Source organism: Wolbachia endosymbiont (group A) of Tromatobia lineatoria (assembly GCF_964028565.1).
Classification (GTDB): Bacteria; Pseudomonadota; Alphaproteobacteria; order Rickettsiales; family Anaplasmataceae; genus Wolbachia; species Wolbachia pipientis.
Map to the genome: position 1 here is coordinate 812,595 of NZ_OZ034791.1, position 14,572 is coordinate 827,166.

Consider the following 14,572-nt stretch of genomic DNA (forward strand, 5'->3'; position numbering starts at 1 on the left):
CTAACTTACCAAATTACTAGCATCATCATTTACATCTAACAGTAAACCTACCGGAAAAGGAACATCTTTATGTAAAGATTTTTTAACTGCATCTCTTACAAAAACATAGGAATTTTTAAACCCAGGAACATTATTACCCTTCACAGCAATTATACTATTTTCATGATCAATGGATAATATCTTCATATTTTGTGCAGTTATCCTGCTGTTACCTAAATGACCAGCCATTTTCTTTCCTTTGAATACTCTACCAGGATCCTGACATTGGCCAGTGGAACCTTGTGATCTGTGAGCAATAGAAACACCATGAGATGCCCTAAGCCCACTGAAATTATGCCGCTTCATCACACCAGCAAATCCTTTACCTATAGAATAACCCGTAATATCAAGATATTGACCAACCACAAAATGATTGATTCCCACTTTTTTACCACATTCTATTCCCGACAGGTCATTTAATCTACTTTCGTATAACTTACATTTATTATTTATACCCTTTTTCTTTAAATATTCCAACTGAGGTTTTGCTATATTTTTAAAATCTCCTATGCCTAAAATGACTGAATTATAGCCACATTTATCTTGTCCTTTTATATCAATAATATAAGTTTCGCTGAGATGCAATAAAGTTACAGCCATGCGACTATTGTCAGAATACATAGCAGTATGACCAATATTCATCATTAGTAAACCAATTCTCCTCAGCGAATTTATTCTCTTCATTTCCTTCTCCTAAACCTTAACTTCCTTGACTTTTAAATCCACTTCTACGCCAGCAGAAAAAGATAAACCTGTAAGCATCTGCATCATAGTAGGAGTAAGATCATGTAAAACAATCAAACGCCTAGAAGTTCTCATTTCAAACTGTTCACGAGATTTTTTATCAACGTGAGGAGATCTATTAACAATAAATTTAGAATCTTTCCTTGGCAACGCAATCGGACCAGATAATTTTGCACTGGACCGCTTTAATTCATCAACAAATTTTCGAACACACTCCTCCAATAAAGAACAATCGAAAGCCTTAATGTTAATATATATATCTTGCTTCATCTTAGTTACTACACTCACTCCAAAATTTCAGAAACAACACCAGAACCAACAGTTCTACCGCCTTCTCTTATCGCAAAACGCAATCCCTTATCCATTGCTATCGGTACTTGCAATTCTACTTCTACACTCACATTATCTCCTGGCATTACCATCTCCTTCCCATCTAGCAATTTTATGCTCCCAGTTACATCCGTTGTCCTTAAATAAAACTGTGGCTGGTAATTCGCAAAAAATGGTGTATGCCTTCCTCCTTCCTCTTTCTTTAATATATAAACCTCCGCCTTAAACTTTCTATGCGGTGTTATCGTCCCCGGTTTCGCTAATACTTGCCCTCTCTCCACTTCTTCTCTTTTTGTTCCTCTTAACAATATTCCTACATTGAGTCCTGCACTTCCCTTATCCAGCAACTTCTTAAACATCTCAACACCTGTGCATATCGTCTTTTGCGTCGCTTTCAGACCTATTATCTCTATCTCTTCTCCCGTCTTTATCTCTCCCTTCTCTATTCTTCCTGTTACCACTGTTCCTCGCCCCGATATCGAAAATACATCTTCGATTGGCAATAAAAATGGTAAATCCACAGGCCTTGGTGGAACCGCTACATATTCATCTAACTTTTCCATCAATTTATCTATTGATTTCTTTCCATATTCGCTGCTGTCATCCTCCAGCGCCTTGAGCGCTGAACCAACCACCACAGGCACTTCATCCCCTGGAAATCCGTATTTACTCAGTAATTCCCTCACTTCCATTTCTACTAAATCTATCATATCAGCATCAGCAACATCAGCTTTATTTATATACACCACGATATATCCAACACCTACCTGCTTCGCCAGCAATATATGCTCTCTCGTTTGTGGCATTGGCCCATCAACCCCCGACACTACCAATATCGCCGCATCCATCTGTGCTGCACCTACTATCATGTTCTTTACATAGTCAGCGTGTCCAGGACAATCAACGTGTGCATAATGCCTTTTTTCCGTCTGATACTCAACATGCGCTGTTGCTATCGTTATCCCCCTCTTCCTTTCTTCTGGCGCTTTATCTATCTGATCGTACGCTACAAAATTTCCATAATGCTTCGTTATCGCCGCTGTTAACGTCGTCTTCCCATGATCCACATGTCCTATTGTTCCCACATTTACATGCGGCTTTCCAAATGCTTCCACTATTGCTGTCATAATTTAAACTTTTCTACCTAAAATACAAATACATCAATAAATAATATGTTGATTTTATAAAAATACAACAAAAAAAAGAGCGGATAGTGGGAATCGAACCCACGTCACTAGCTTGGAAGGCTAGAGCTCTACCATTGAGCTATACCCGCACAATGGAGGAGGTAGGATTCGAACCTACGTACGCTCACGCGGACAGATTTACAGTCTGTTACCTTTAACCACTCGGTCACTCCTCCGCAAAAATTTGTTAAGAGAATACTATTTTAGCATCTTAACTTAAGCTCTTATTGTATTTAATACTAAACGCCTAAAATTAAAAAATCAAGCAATAAAACCTACCCTGATTAAAATCATGCAGATTTCATTTTATATAACACAATATTGCCAATAAAACGCCTAAACAAATAATGCGAATCATGCGTACCTGGCGCTTCTTCTGGATGATATTGCACAGAAAAGACTAGGTAATCCTTCATCATTATTCCCTCTACACTATTATCAAATAGAGAAATGTGAGTAATTTCAACATTACTTGGAAGAGAAGCTGAATCAACAACAAAACCATGATTTTGGCTAGTGATCTCAACTTTTCCACTAATTACATCATAAACTGGATGGTTACTCCCTCGGTGACCTATATCCATCTTGATGGTCTTTGCCCCCAAAGTAATCGCAAGTAATTGATGGCCCATGCATATGCCAAAAATTGGTATTTTAGATTTTATAATAATGTCTATTTCTGAAACTACACTTTCTCCTATTTCTTGCGGATCACCAGGACCATTTGAAAGCACTATACCATCTGGATTCATACTCAACACTTTTTGAGCAAAACCTGTGCTTGGTCTGATTAATTCAACTGTACAACCAAGTTCTATTAAGCGTGAAACTATACTGATTTTTACGCCAAAATCAACGATTACAATCCTATATTTTGCATTAAGGTCAATAGCTCTATCTGATGTCATTCCAGTGCGTGACACTGGAATCCATATATTTTTTGCTGGATCCGAGTAGTCAGCTACTTGGATGACAAAGTGCTCCGCTAGTCTATTATTTTCAAAACTGTTATTTAAACTAACCTTATTAGTTATTTCTATCCCATTTACAGGTTTGTATTCCTTCAATTTGTCTAATGCATGCGCCTTACTCGATGAGCATATCATTCCATTTTGAGATCCATGTTCTCTCAAATGTCTCGTTAAAGCTCTAGTATCAACTCCTGATATCCCAATCACGTTATTTTTCTCTAACCAATCATTTAAACTGATATATGAAGAAGGGTGGGACATAGAAGAAAGTTCACGCATAACCACACCACTTGCAAAAATTTTCTTTCCTTCATTATCCTTATGGTTTATTCCAACGTTACCAATATGAGGAAAAGTGAACGTTATAATTTGATCGGCAAAAGAAGGATCAGTTATAGTATGCTGATAACCGGTCATACCAGTGGTAAAACAGACCTCACCTATGCATTTGCCTTTTTTACCTACTGATTTTCCCCAAAAGCACTTGCCATCTTGTAAAATTAAAACTGCGTCCTGCACTTCATTATCTATTTAACTGATTCAAAACAGTATACAAGAATTTCAAATAATACGTAACTCTTTCTAAAATTCCAAATTTAACCACGAAGCAGCAAAAAATAACATGAAAAACTTTTAATACAATCTTTCATATAAAATATATAGTTGACTACCTTCATATTTCGTATTAGATATAGGTAAATCATAAGTAAAGTGGAGGGTAATAATGAACACTGGTACAAATCAATCAAAAAAAATAAATGAGAAGTGGTTAGCTGGAGGAATTGGCGCGCTATTATTTGTAATGATGCTACCGTCGATTCTTCTTTTAGCAAAAATAGCTATAGGGCTAATTATGGTTTCAGTTGCAGCAATAGCGATAAAAGTTGCCTTAAAAACAATATCGAATGCTTTAGAGGATAAACAGGCAGATCAAAGCCAAGCGACGCAACAAACAACACAAAGTAAAATTATAAACCTGGCTATTGGATTAACATCTATATTCGTAGGAGGATTATCACTATTCATTATAGCACAAACTGGCTTAATTGCAGCATGTGCAGCTATAACTGCTTTAGCTCTACACGAATATGTTAAAAATCAAGAAATAGGAAAAGAGATAAATGATAAATTCGATAAGGTAGCTGACGATACAATCAATTTTATTGTTAGCAGTGTTGAAAAACTTATTCCAACAAAGCCGCCAGGCATAACAGCCTAAACTGTCTCCGTTCAGGGCATAAGTGTTACAAGTAGCATTATATAAAGCGATTAATGGCATCCTCCTGATAATAGAATAATTGTATCTGTTCAGGGGCATCGCAAATATTGAAGCAAAAGTGGTCAGTGCTTACTATACGAATATTGTGATTTGAATCCACTAGGGAGGATGTCATCCCAGTGCCCAGACACTGGGATCCAGGAATTTTGATTAGAGATTAAATTGGTGAGTATAAAAGTAGCTAATCCTACGTTAAAATACAACGTTTTTAATGGGACTGCGTAAAAGGGCTGGATTCCAGTGTCAAGCACTGGAATGACACCTTTGTGTTTGAGGCAAAACCTGCTATAACATTTCTTCGCAAACAAACGTTCGTACAGTTATGTATCAGCTACTTTCATGGCACCATTTGTTGTAAACTCACATTTCTCTATGATTATCTTTATTTGCCGCTTTCCCGAACGGATGCTCTACAGTTATTTCCTCATTAGTAGAGCGAGGTGCACCGGAACCAGGTACAACGATATTCTCGTGCGATTGCATATCCTTCTTTCCCTCACATGGTGTTTGCTTAATGAAATGTGCTGCTAAAACTTCATGTAAAGCTTTACCTTTTATAAGCACAGCCTCGTTTTGCTTAGCTAACTCTAAAATTTTCTTTGGTTCAACATCTTTACCGTCAATAGTTGATTTTTTAATACTAACTTGACCTAAATTTATATTTAGAACAACAGTACAGTTAAGGTCTTTTCCAGATTCATCTTTTGCACCCCAACTAATTTCGATGTCACATATTGCAAATTTTGTAAAGGAGTAGTTCCTCTGTTGTTTCTCATTCTTCTCAATTGTTACTATTCTTTTATCATTACTGCATATTTTTACTCTTTGTACCTCATTTTTAATTGTTTCCATCCTTTTAATCTTTTCGCTAAAAAGACGACTAGTTTCTAAACTCTGTCCAGGTTTAGTAATGTTGATACTAAGATTATCATAATGATTAACAAGATGTCCTGCCTTTTTGTCTGGCCAATAACATCCATCAAAGAAACCAATTAGATCATCTTTGTTTAGAAATTCTTTTGCATCATTCATTCCTTCGTCAATTCGAAGAAGATATCTACCCAACCTCTTTTTAAAATTTTCTTTTAACTCCTCCTGATCTTTAGAAGTAAGCTTCTTATCCAATATATCCATTATTTCTCTTTGCTTACTTAATACCACATAGTTAAAAAGGAAAATGCTCTCCTTCTCCCGTCGATAATAGTTTGCTATTTTGTCAAATGGATCCGCTGGCCGGCCGTTATTATAATTTACAGAATCAGAAGAATCTTGACATTTATTATCCTTAAAATTGAAATTCAATTTTTCAAAATCTGATAACACTTCTTCTGCCCTATCTTTAAAAGACTGAAGTCTATCTTGAAGTTCTTTTCCATAACTCATTCCTTTGTCAATTTGAAAAACATATTGACTATATTTCTTTCTAAACTCCTCCTGTTCTTCGAGAAGAGGAAGATTCCTATCTAATATATCGATTATTTCTTTCCGCTTATTCAATATCACGTAATTAAAGAGGGAACTCTTCCCCTTCTTTTCATAATCGTCTGCTATTTTGTCAAAACACTTATTATCCTTAAACTCCAATTTCTCAAAATCTGAGAGCACACTTTGTACCTGAGTCTCATCGAATTGAAGATTTGCTTGAGGAGATAGAAGAGTCAACTTTTCTTCACTTTCCTTGGTACTCGAATTTTTGTAAAAACCATTCAGAGGTTGTCCGGAAACTAGTAAATTCAAGCATATTCCCTCTTTAACATAACCCTACTCATAGCTAGGTATATGAAATTCTCAGTGGATGTTGTGAGTAAATCATACTCCTTCGATAGCCTTCTATTCCTATTAACCCAAGCAAAAGTCCTTTCTACAACCCATCTTCTTGGCTGTACTTTAAACCCTTGTTCTCTTGTTGGTAGTAGCTCAGGTGGCGTATCTTTGTGCACCCAAAATCTACATGGAGGCCTTTTAACAATTTCAATATCTATGTCATATTCTTCCTTTATGTGATTCTTTAAATTTCTTCCTTGGTATCCCATGTCAGCCCACATTTTTTTAACTTTAGTATATTTTGTTCTCATATTGTTTAATGCTATTTTAATACCATCTCTATCATTTTCGTTAGCAGCGCCTACGTAACAACCTAGTATAAAACCCTGAGTGTCTGTAATTATATGCCTTTTTCTACCCTTTACTTTTTTACTTCCATCATAGCCTTTGATCCCCCCTTTTCTGTAGTCTTTACAGATTGACTATCTACTATACAGGCACTCGGCTGCTCATTCCTTCCTATTTTTCTTCTACTATATTTTGTAATTTCATAATTCATTTTCTCAAAAATTCCCTGCTTCTTCCATTGCCTGAACTGCTCATACACAGTCTTCCATAGCGGAAAATCATTTGGTAAATACCGCCATTGACACCCTGTACGCAATACATAGAAAATTGCTTCTAATATTTCTTTTTTGCTATACTTTGGCGGCCTTCCTCCTTTCTTGTATGATACTCTGAAGTGTTTTTCTATTCTTGCCCATTCCCTTTCGCTTAGATCTGTTGGATACTTTTTTCTCATCTTTACCCCGTACTAAAATTTCAGATATTATAGCCTTTTACTTGTTTCCGGACAACCTCTAAGGGAATTTTTTGATAAATTAGTATTTGCAGTAGATCAACCTAACGAGATAAAACTAGCGGAAATCATTGAGAATGAGTTGGGAAAAGAATTTAATAATCTCGATAAAAAGAACGTTTATAGTCGCTTTCTGGTAGAAGTTCTGGATTGGATGAAAGCAAGAGAGGGAAAGTTTCTATCACATGAAGAAATAAAGGAGTTTTTTGAAAAAATAAGAGAGGAAATTTTAGGAGCGATTTGGTTTGATGTAAGAGGTCCAGTCAGACTATTTACAGGAAGAGATGAGGAATTGGGAATGCTACATGATTCGCTACAACGCGATCCCAAAGGTGCTGTAATTTCATACATAACGTCTATTAGTGGTCCTGGGGGGATGGGAAAAAGCCAGTTAGCTAGAAAATATGCTTGTAAATATAGAAGATATTATGACGGCAATGTTATATGGATAGACGCTGAAAACTTTGAAGCTATGAAAGATTCTTTCTTAAGGTTAGCTAGAGATAGATTAGGTATTTCTTCTAAAGATAAGTATGGAAACGACAAAACGATAGAAACTATTGTTAGAGAAGTATATGCTTTCTTCGCAAGAAGGAGGAGCCTGTTCATTTTCGATAACGTTCAAGAGTACAAAAAGATAAGTAAATTTTTGCCATTTTCTTTATCTCCTGATCTTAACAAGCCTCATATTTTGATTACCTCGCATGATCAGGAACTGGAAAAGGGAATAGACGTTATAAAGCTAGGAGAATTGGAACAAAGAGACGCTATAGAGTTTGTTAAAAAAGGATTTAATATACTAAAAAAAGATAAATCGCAAGATCGGGAGATAGAAAATTTGGTAAGAAGGTTGCAATGCTTTCCTTTAGCTATACAACAAGCAATATCATATATTGAAGATCAGAGAATAATAGAGGAGTTTAAAATTAGTGATTACCTAAAAGAGTATGAAAAGAAAGCTAAGAAGTTGCTTAAGTCTAAAATATTTCAAGGAATTGATAACGACTATACTAAAACAACTTTTACAGCTTGGGAAGTTACGATGGATAAAGTAAGAAGTGATGAACAATATGGACCGTTAGCTTCAGAGATTTTAGATGTTTTGGCTTATTTTGCACCTGATAAAATCGCTAGAGAAATATTCTTAAATTCGGTAAGTGATTATAAGAAAAAACAGTTAAAGCTAGCCATCCGTTTACTTGTGAGATATTCCATGGTGGGCGGTGAACAAAACCAAAGTGTATTAAATGTCCATAGGTTAGTACAGGAAGTAACTGAATTAAATTTACAAAAGGAAGGCCGAGAAGAAGAAGTTCTCAGAAAAGCCCTAGAATTAATAAATAGTGGTAATATAGTAAAAGATAGTACAATTCATGTTGCATCTATTTGGGGATATGCAAGTAAATATGGTAAATTGATTGATGACTTTTATTTCAGCTCATCTTATGTACATGGAGAACCGCTTTTTATAAAGAAAAGTGCACCTTTACACTTCCTTGCTGTAAGTGGTGATTATGAAGCAATTAGTGCAATAATAACACATATAGAAAGACATTACCCAGGTGAATTGGTAAAAACTGTTAATGTTAAGGACAATCTCGGTCAAACTCCGTTACACCACGCTTCTTATAATGGAAATTTGAGAGTAGTAGAGTATCTTATTAGTAAAGGTGCTGATATTAATGTTAGAAGCGAAAATGACTGGGTTCCATTGCACTATGCTTCTAGGAGTGGAGTACTAGCTGTAGTGGAGCATCTTATTAGTAAAGGTGCCGATGTTAATGCTAGAAGCAAAGATGACTGGGTTCCGTTACACCTGGCTGCTTGTATTGGAGAGCTAGATGTGGTGAAGTGCCTAATTAACAAAGGTGCTGATGTTAATGCTAATGCTACAAAGCCACTTTATTATGGAACTCCATTACACTTAGCTGCATACCACGGAAAATTGAATATCACAAAGTGCCTAGTTAGTGAGGGTGCTGATGTTAATGCGAGGGATGGGAATAACTGCACTTCTGTCCATAGAGCTGCTTACAGTGGAAAATTGGATGTAGTAGAGTACCTTATTAGTAAAGGTGCTGACCTTAATACTGAGGATGGAGATGGCAATATTCCGTTACATAAAGCAGTCCAGAATGGGAAATTAAATGTGATAGAATACTTCGTTGGCAAGGGTGCTGATGTTAATGCTAAAAACAGATATGACTGGACTTTGTTACATTGGGCTGCTTATAACGGCCAGTTGGATATAGTGAGATATTTAATCAATAAAGGTGCTGAGATTAATGCTAAAAGTTGGTCTAATGACACTTCGTTGCACCTAGCCGTATGTAGCGGAGTGTTGGATGCGGTAAAGTGTCTTGTTGGTAAAGGTGCTGAGGTTAATGCTAAAAGCAGGTATGGAGGCACTACATTGTGCTTAGCTGCTATGACGGGAAATGTTGACATAGCTAAGGTGCTACTAAAACACAACGCAGACATTAACACCAAAAATAATGAAGGAAGAACAGCATTACATTATGCTGCTAAATATAATCACTAAGAGCTTGTGGAATTACTTTTAGCTCATGGTGCATCCTATGACTACTAGAAATTTTGCATTTAATTTATAGCTCCGCTTCTGTCAGAGCATAAGATGACAGAAGTGGGCTTTAATAACTGTAGTACTATAGCTGTTATACTCCAAAAGTAAGTATTAGATATAACAAATAGAAGAAATTAGATAGAATGATTAAAGGGGCAAGAATATAAAGGTTTAACTTGAAATAACCTGATAAAATTTGAATCACACTTCCAAGTGCTGGCACCCACGAAAGTAATAAAGTTGCAAAAATTAGCAAATTTTTTGTAACTTTTGGCATTGTATATCCGTTTTCTAATTTGTGGTATGATTTTCGTATAGAGATTGTTATTTTACCTAAGTACCAATTAACTATTCCACCAAGACTTGATCCTAGTACTCCAAAAAATAACATCAGTAGTGGAGTGTGATACGACCTGAAATAAAGCATGGTATTGAACACAAAACCTTGATGTATGGGTAAGACTAATGATGATACTAGACTATCTGTGAATAACAGGAAGTAGTTTTCCATATGAATTTACCAGGTTGTTGTACCATCTTCATTGTCAGAAATTGTAACCCCTATTTGTTTCAACTGGTCCCTTATTTTGTCTGCAGTATTATAATCTTTATTTTGTTTTGCTGCTCTTCTTAAATCTATCAATCTTTCTATTTCTTGATGACTCACACCAGCAGTAAACCACTCTTGATAACTTGACTCAAGAAGACCAATAAATCTGGCACTCTTAACAAAACTCTCAGTTAATTTAAGCTTTTCACTTTCATTACTCATTTTGTTAATTTTTGCAGCCATTTCATGTAATATAGCTAGAGCTTCAGGAATGTTTAAGTCGTTTTTTAAAGCGTCTATAAAATCTTTAGAAATCTCTGCGTTACTTTCATCAATATTCGTTATATCTAAACCACGTAATAACCGATAAAATTTGTTTAAGGTTTCCTGTGCATCAGAAATAACGTTTTCTGTCCAATCAAGTGGTTTTCTGTAGTGAGTTTTGAGCAGTGCATAGCGTATTACTTCACCCTTTATTCCACTATCTAGCAAATCTCTTACTTTGACTATATTAAATAAGGACTTGCTCATTTTTTCTTCATTTACTGTAAGAAAGCCGTTATGTATCCAGTATTTTGCAAACATTGATCCAGCAAATGCAGACTTACTCTGTGCAATTTCATTTTCATGGTGAGGAAATTGTAAATCTATGCCGCCACCATGAATATCAAAATCTTTGCCAAGGTAAGCATATGACATTGCTGAGCATTCTATATGCCATCCAGGCCTGCCCTCTCCCCATGGGCTATCCCAATAACTTGAAAGTTTGTAGTCAATATCACTTGCAGGCTTCCACAGCACAAAATCTCCCGGGTGCTTTTTATTTTCATTAACTTCAACTCTGCTACCTGGAACCAATTCATCAGTTTTTTTTCCTGATAAAGCACCATATTCATGGTAAGATTCTATATTAAAATACACGTGTTTGTCAGATTCATAAGCGTGGCCTGATTGCAGCAAATGTTCAATTAATTTTATAATATAATCTACGTTTTCCGTTGCTTTTGGTTCGTATGTTGGTTTTTTACAATTTATGCTTTCCATATCATCATGAAAAGCTTTAATGTAATATGTGGTTATACTTTCTATGTTGCTATTTTTCTCACTTGCTGCATTAATTATCTTATCATCAATGTCGGTTATGTTACGCACATAGGTAACTTTGCCATAACAAAACTTAAGTAGCTGAAATAACACATCATACACAACAACAGACCGTGCATTGCCTATATGTGCTGTGTCATATACTGTTGGTCCGCAAACATACATTTTCACATGATCTTTATCGATAGGTGTAAAAAGCTCCTTTTTTTTTGTTAAGGTGTTGTAAAGCCTAACCATATACGAAGCTTTTGAGAAAAGAAAATGCCCCAATGATAAGTTGTGGCCCTTTGACTACTACAACAAGAGTAAGCAATAGCCCACACAATGATATTAAAACTCCCAATATGGATAGAAACCCATCTTTACTCATAATGCCAAGCGAAATAAGAGTCGTACCAATTGCAGGAATGAAGTTAGTAAGAGGCAATGGAAGAGCTATCGATAATGCAGAAAGCAACATTACAAAAGCTAAAATCTTTTCACCGGGCCCATAGAAAATAAAAGACATTCTTGGTTTCATGAACTTTTCTATTTTTTTTAATGCTGGAGAAGTTTTCTCTACCACAAGAGCTAGTGTTGAACGCTGAAAAGATCTTCTTTCTAGCCAACTGGGCATCCAAGGAGAATCAAATCCAAATAAAAGCTGTAATGAGAATAAGATTAAAGGTATAGAAAGAATAGTTGTATAACCAGGTGGAACCGGTATAGGCACCGATAGCGGCAAGGAGAAGATGATTATTAAAATACCAAAACCACGCTCATGCAAAGCTGTTTTAATGTCAAACAAAGTTACTTTATCGCTATCATTGTTATTGGTATCTGCAACTTCTTTTAGAATATCAGAAGCTAATTTATCACTTTTAGTCAACTTATCATTTTTTGACACGAAAAACCTTTGATAAAAATAATTCTTAACACAATTATTGTTTTATTTCAATATGCATTATTCATTTTGCGCTAGTAATTCGTTCTTTTGTTAAAGTGTTGTAAAGCTTTTAAGAAGAGAAAGTGCTCCGGTTATAAGTTGTGGTCCTTTGACTATTACAACAAGAGTAAGCAACAACGCGCACAATGATACTAAAACTCCCAATATGGATAGAAACCCGTCTTTACTCATAATGCTAAGTGAAATAAGAGTTGTGCCAATTGCAGGAAGGAAGTGAGTAAAAGGTAATGGAAGAGCTATTATTATTGCACAAAGCAACATCATAAAAGCCAGAATCTTCTCACCAGGCCCATAGAAAATGAAAGACAGTCTTGGCTTCATGAATTTTTCTATTTTTTCTAATACAGGGGAAGTTTTCTCTACCACAAGAGCTAGTGTTGAACGCTGAAAAGATCTTCTTTCTAGCCAACTGGGCATCCAAGGAGAATCAAATCCAAATAGAAGCTGCAGTGAGAATAAGATTAAAGGTATAGAAAGAATAGTTGTATAACCAGGTGGAACCGGTATAGGCACCGATAGCGGCAAGGAGAAGATGATTATTAAAATACCAAAACCGCGCTCATGCAAAGCTGTTTTAATGTCAAACAAAGTTACTTTATTGCTATCATTGTTATTGGTATCTGCAACCTCTTTTAGAATATCAGAAGCTAGTTTTTTATCTTTAGTTAGTTTCTCACTTTTTTGCACAATTATCCTTTAATAAAATATTCCTCTTAAGCTAACATAGTTGTTGCTGTATTTCAATATTTGTTATTTATTTCATACCAACACTTCATCTCTTTCATTCTTTAACCTGACTAAGTTTTTAAACAGATGACATGCACTAAGGTGCATGTCACGAAGTATGAGGACGCTAACGATCTGGTTCATTAGACGATAATTTTTCTGAGTCCTTAAGCTCCTGTTTAAGGTTTTTGATGCCTTTTCCTAAATCACCCATAACTTGCGGTAATCTGCCTGCACCAAACAGAACTAAAATTATTATTAAGACTAGAAACAATTGCCATGGTCCTAAACTCATTTTCACCTCCATTTAAAATATTGACCTTGAAATATTAAAACTTGACTGAAGTCAAGTAACACATAGATTATATCACCTTTATTTAATTATAAATCAAGGTTTTTTAATTATTTTATAACAATCCCAAACTAGATTATTTTCTTGCAGCGAATAAGTGGAAACTTTTCGCTTAACTGTAGAGTAGAAGAGAGCTCACTAAAAAACTTTGCTAGCGTATCATCTTTAGGCTTATGGTATATATCGCTAGAAACTCCTGATTGAATAATTTTACCATTTTTCATTACGTAGATAAAATCTGCAACTTTCAATGCTTCTTGCGGGTCATGAGTTACCATTAGCACAGGGATATTTTTACTTCTAAAAAGGGACAATATATGTTGTCTTATTCGGCACTTGAGCAGTATATCTAAATTAGAAAATGGTTCATCTAACAACACAACATCAGGGTTTTGTGCCATCACTCTTGCTATTGCAACTAATTGTTGCTGTCCTCCAGATAAGGCGTTAGGGTACATATTTTCATATTTTTCTATATTGAGTAACTTCAAGATTTCCAATGCAATTAGGTGCTTTTCTCTCTTGGAAGAGCTGCGGATAGCAAAGGTTATATTTTCTACTACTGTTTTATGAGGAAATAATGCAGAATGCTGAAAAATCAATCCGATATTTCTATGCTCTATAGCGACTGATGCCTTATTACTTGCAACTAACCTATCATTTATAAAAATAGTTCCAGATTTTGGATTTTCTATCCCCGCAATTAATTTCAAAATTGTTGACTTGCCACAGCCAGAATGCCCCAATAAACATGCAACATTTCCTTTCTTTACTTTAATGTTTATATTGCTTAAAGCAAAGTCGTTTTGATTGTTATAGAAATAACCAATATTGTTAACTAGCATTAATCTTACTTAAACCATGTTATTAAATATAATAGCATTATACTCAAGAAGTACAGAAATGTTTTTTGTCGTCATAAATTGGTTATGCAAGAAATCTAGAAAAGAAAGGATTTTTTGCTATAATTTTACATGAATGGTAGGAAATACGGGACTATAGCTCAGCAGGATAGAGCGTTGGACTCCTAATCTGAAGGTCGTGCGTTCGAATCGCACTAGTCCCACCACATTGCTTCACAAATTTTATGGAGATTTTTTTTCACAAATACGCACACCTTTTTTTGCGGTTTTAAGA

The 14,572-nt window shown here is 35.4% G+C and carries 14 protein-coding genes and 3 tRNA genes; 3 read left to right on the forward strand and 14 right to left on the reverse strand.

Annotated features, from left to right (window positions below; all coding sequences use genetic code 11):
* From rplC to carA, 6 genes are all read right to left on the reverse strand, one after another.
* Complete coding sequence (gene rplC, locus ABWU48_RS04245) at nt 1–723, reverse strand: 50S ribosomal protein L3 (RefSeq protein ID WP_353288277.1); 723 nt, start codon at nt 721–723, stop codon at nt 1–3.
* A 9-nt stretch (nt 724–732) separates the two neighbouring features.
* Nucleotides 733–1,053: a 30S ribosomal protein S10 gene (gene rpsJ / locus ABWU48_RS04250; protein WP_012673184.1), complete on the reverse strand. Its 321-nt coding sequence runs from the start codon at nt 1,051–1,053 to the stop codon at nt 733–735.
* Nucleotides 1,054–1,067: 14 nt separating this feature from the next.
* A complete protein-coding gene (gene tuf / locus ABWU48_RS04255; RefSeq protein WP_010962759.1) occupies nt 1,068–2,240 on the reverse strand; it encodes an elongation factor Tu in 1,173 nt (390 codons plus the stop codon).
* 78 nt (nt 2,241–2,318) lie between these two features.
* Nucleotides 2,319–2,389 (reverse strand) — tRNA-Gly (locus ABWU48_RS04260).
* A 4-nt stretch (nt 2,390–2,393) separates the two neighbouring features.
* A tRNA-Tyr gene (locus tag ABWU48_RS04265) sits at nt 2,394–2,476 on the reverse strand.
* A 114-nt stretch (nt 2,477–2,590) separates the two neighbouring features.
* On the reverse strand, nt 2,591–3,790 hold the full coding sequence (gene carA / locus ABWU48_RS04270; RefSeq protein WP_264373989.1) for a glutamine-hydrolyzing carbamoyl-phosphate synthase small subunit: 1,200 nt from the start codon (nt 3,788–3,790) through the stop codon (nt 2,591–2,593).
* Between the two features lie 205 nt (nt 3,791–3,995).
* Between carA and ABWU48_RS04275 the strand changes: the two genes are divergently transcribed.
* A complete protein-coding gene (locus ABWU48_RS04275; RefSeq protein ID WP_010962761.1) occupies nt 3,996–4,490 on the forward strand; it encodes a hypothetical protein in 495 nt (164 codons plus the stop codon).
* A 420-nt stretch (nt 4,491–4,910) separates the two neighbouring features.
* Here ABWU48_RS04275 and ABWU48_RS04280 read toward each other — a convergent pair whose 3' ends face one another.
* Both ABWU48_RS04280 and ABWU48_RS04285 read right to left on the reverse strand, forming a co-directional pair.
* On the reverse strand, nt 4,911–6,287 hold the full coding sequence (locus ABWU48_RS04280) for a hypothetical protein (protein WP_353288278.1): 1,377 nt from the start codon (nt 6,285–6,287) through the stop codon (nt 4,911–4,913).
* A protein-coding gene (locus ABWU48_RS04285; protein WP_209472412.1) for an IS5-like element ISWpi1 family transposase occupies nt 6,284–7,116 on the reverse strand; the annotation gives its coding sequence in 2 pieces (ribosomal slippage) (nt 6,284–6,747 and nt 6,747–7,116; 834 coding nt in all). The genes ABWU48_RS04280 and ABWU48_RS04285 overlap by 4 nt, the downstream gene beginning before the upstream one ends.
* 139 nt (nt 7,117–7,255) lie before the next feature.
* On the opposite strand from ABWU48_RS04285, the gene ABWU48_RS04290 reads away from it, so the two are divergent.
* Nucleotides 7,256–9,715 (forward strand): ankyrin repeat domain-containing protein, encoded by a 2,460-nt coding sequence (locus ABWU48_RS04290; protein WP_353288279.1) that lies wholly within the window; start codon nt 7,256–7,258, stop codon nt 9,713–9,715.
* Nucleotides 9,716–9,848: 133 nt separating this feature from the next.
* On the opposite strand, the gene ABWU48_RS04295 is transcribed toward ABWU48_RS04290, so the two are convergent.
* The 6 genes from ABWU48_RS04295 to ABWU48_RS04320 all read right to left on the reverse strand — a co-directional run bounded on the left by ABWU48_RS04295 (nt 9,849) and on the right by ABWU48_RS04320 (nt 14,280).
* Nucleotides 9,849–10,268 carry a DedA family protein gene (locus ABWU48_RS04295; protein ID WP_209473226.1) on the reverse strand — a complete coding sequence of 140 codons (420 nt, stop codon included), beginning with the start codon at nt 10,266–10,268 and terminating at the stop codon, nt 9,849–9,851.
* Nucleotides 10,269–10,274: 6 nt separating this feature from the next.
* Entirely contained in the window at nt 10,275–11,648 is a 1,374-nt protein-coding gene (cysS, locus tag ABWU48_RS04300) for a cysteine--tRNA ligase (protein ID WP_209473224.1), read from the reverse strand.
* The gene (locus tag ABWU48_RS04305; protein WP_209473222.1) at nt 11,641–12,297 is read right to left on the reverse strand and encodes an exopolysaccharide biosynthesis protein; all 657 of its coding nucleotides are present in this window, start codon (nt 12,295–12,297) and stop codon (nt 11,641–11,643) included. Before ABWU48_RS04305 ends, cysS begins: the two co-directional genes overlap by 8 nt.
* Nucleotides 12,298–12,387: 90 nt before the next feature.
* On the reverse strand, nt 12,388–13,044 hold the full coding sequence (locus ABWU48_RS04310) for an exopolysaccharide biosynthesis protein (RefSeq protein WP_010962397.1): 657 nt from the start codon (nt 13,042–13,044) through the stop codon (nt 12,388–12,390).
* 166 nt (nt 13,045–13,210) lie between these two features.
* On the reverse strand, nt 13,211–13,378 hold the full coding sequence (locus ABWU48_RS04315) for a twin-arginine translocase TatA/TatE family subunit (RefSeq protein WP_006013840.1): 168 nt from the start codon (nt 13,376–13,378) through the stop codon (nt 13,211–13,213).
* Nucleotides 13,379–13,506: 128 nt separating this feature from the next.
* Nucleotides 13,507–14,280, reverse strand: coding sequence for an ABC transporter ATP-binding protein (locus ABWU48_RS04320; protein WP_006280146.1), 774 nt, complete (start codon nt 14,278–14,280; stop codon nt 13,507–13,509).
* Between the two features lie 147 nt (nt 14,281–14,427).
* Here ABWU48_RS04320 and ABWU48_RS04325 point away from each other — a divergent pair.
* Nucleotides 14,428–14,504, forward strand: a tRNA-Arg gene (locus ABWU48_RS04325).
* The last annotated feature ends 68 nt before the right edge of the window (nt 14,505–14,572 follow it).

What these genes read in the sequence shown, in the direction of transcription:
- ABWU48_RS04320 (WP_006280146.1), bottom strand. Translation starts at nt 14,280, where the DNA reads ATGCTAGTTAACAATATTGGTTATTTCTATAACAATCAAAACGACTTT.
- ABWU48_RS04295 (WP_209473226.1), bottom strand. Translation starts at nt 10,268, where the DNA reads ATGGAAAACTACTTCCTGTTATTCACAGATAGTCTAGTATCATCATTA.
- tuf (WP_010962759.1), bottom strand. Translation starts at nt 2,240, where the DNA reads ATGACAGCAATAGTGGAAGCATTTGGAAAGCCGCATGTAAATGTGGGA.
- rplC (WP_353288277.1), bottom strand. Translation starts at nt 723, where the DNA reads ATGAAGAGAATAAATTCGCTGAGGAGAATTGGTTTACTAATGATGAAT.
- rpsJ (WP_012673184.1), bottom strand. Translation starts at nt 1,053, where the DNA reads ATGAAGCAAGATATATATATTAACATTAAGGCTTTCGATTGTTCTTTA.
- ABWU48_RS04315 (WP_006013840.1), bottom strand. Translation starts at nt 13,378, where the DNA reads ATGAGTTTAGGACCATGGCAATTGTTTCTAGTCTTAATAATAATTTTA.
- cysS (WP_209473224.1), bottom strand. Translation starts at nt 11,648, where the DNA reads ATGGTTAGGCTTTACAACACCTTAACAAAAAAAAAGGAGCTTTTTACA.
- ABWU48_RS04275 (WP_010962761.1), top strand. Translation starts at nt 3,996, where the DNA reads ATGAACACTGGTACAAATCAATCAAAAAAAATAAATGAGAAGTGGTTA.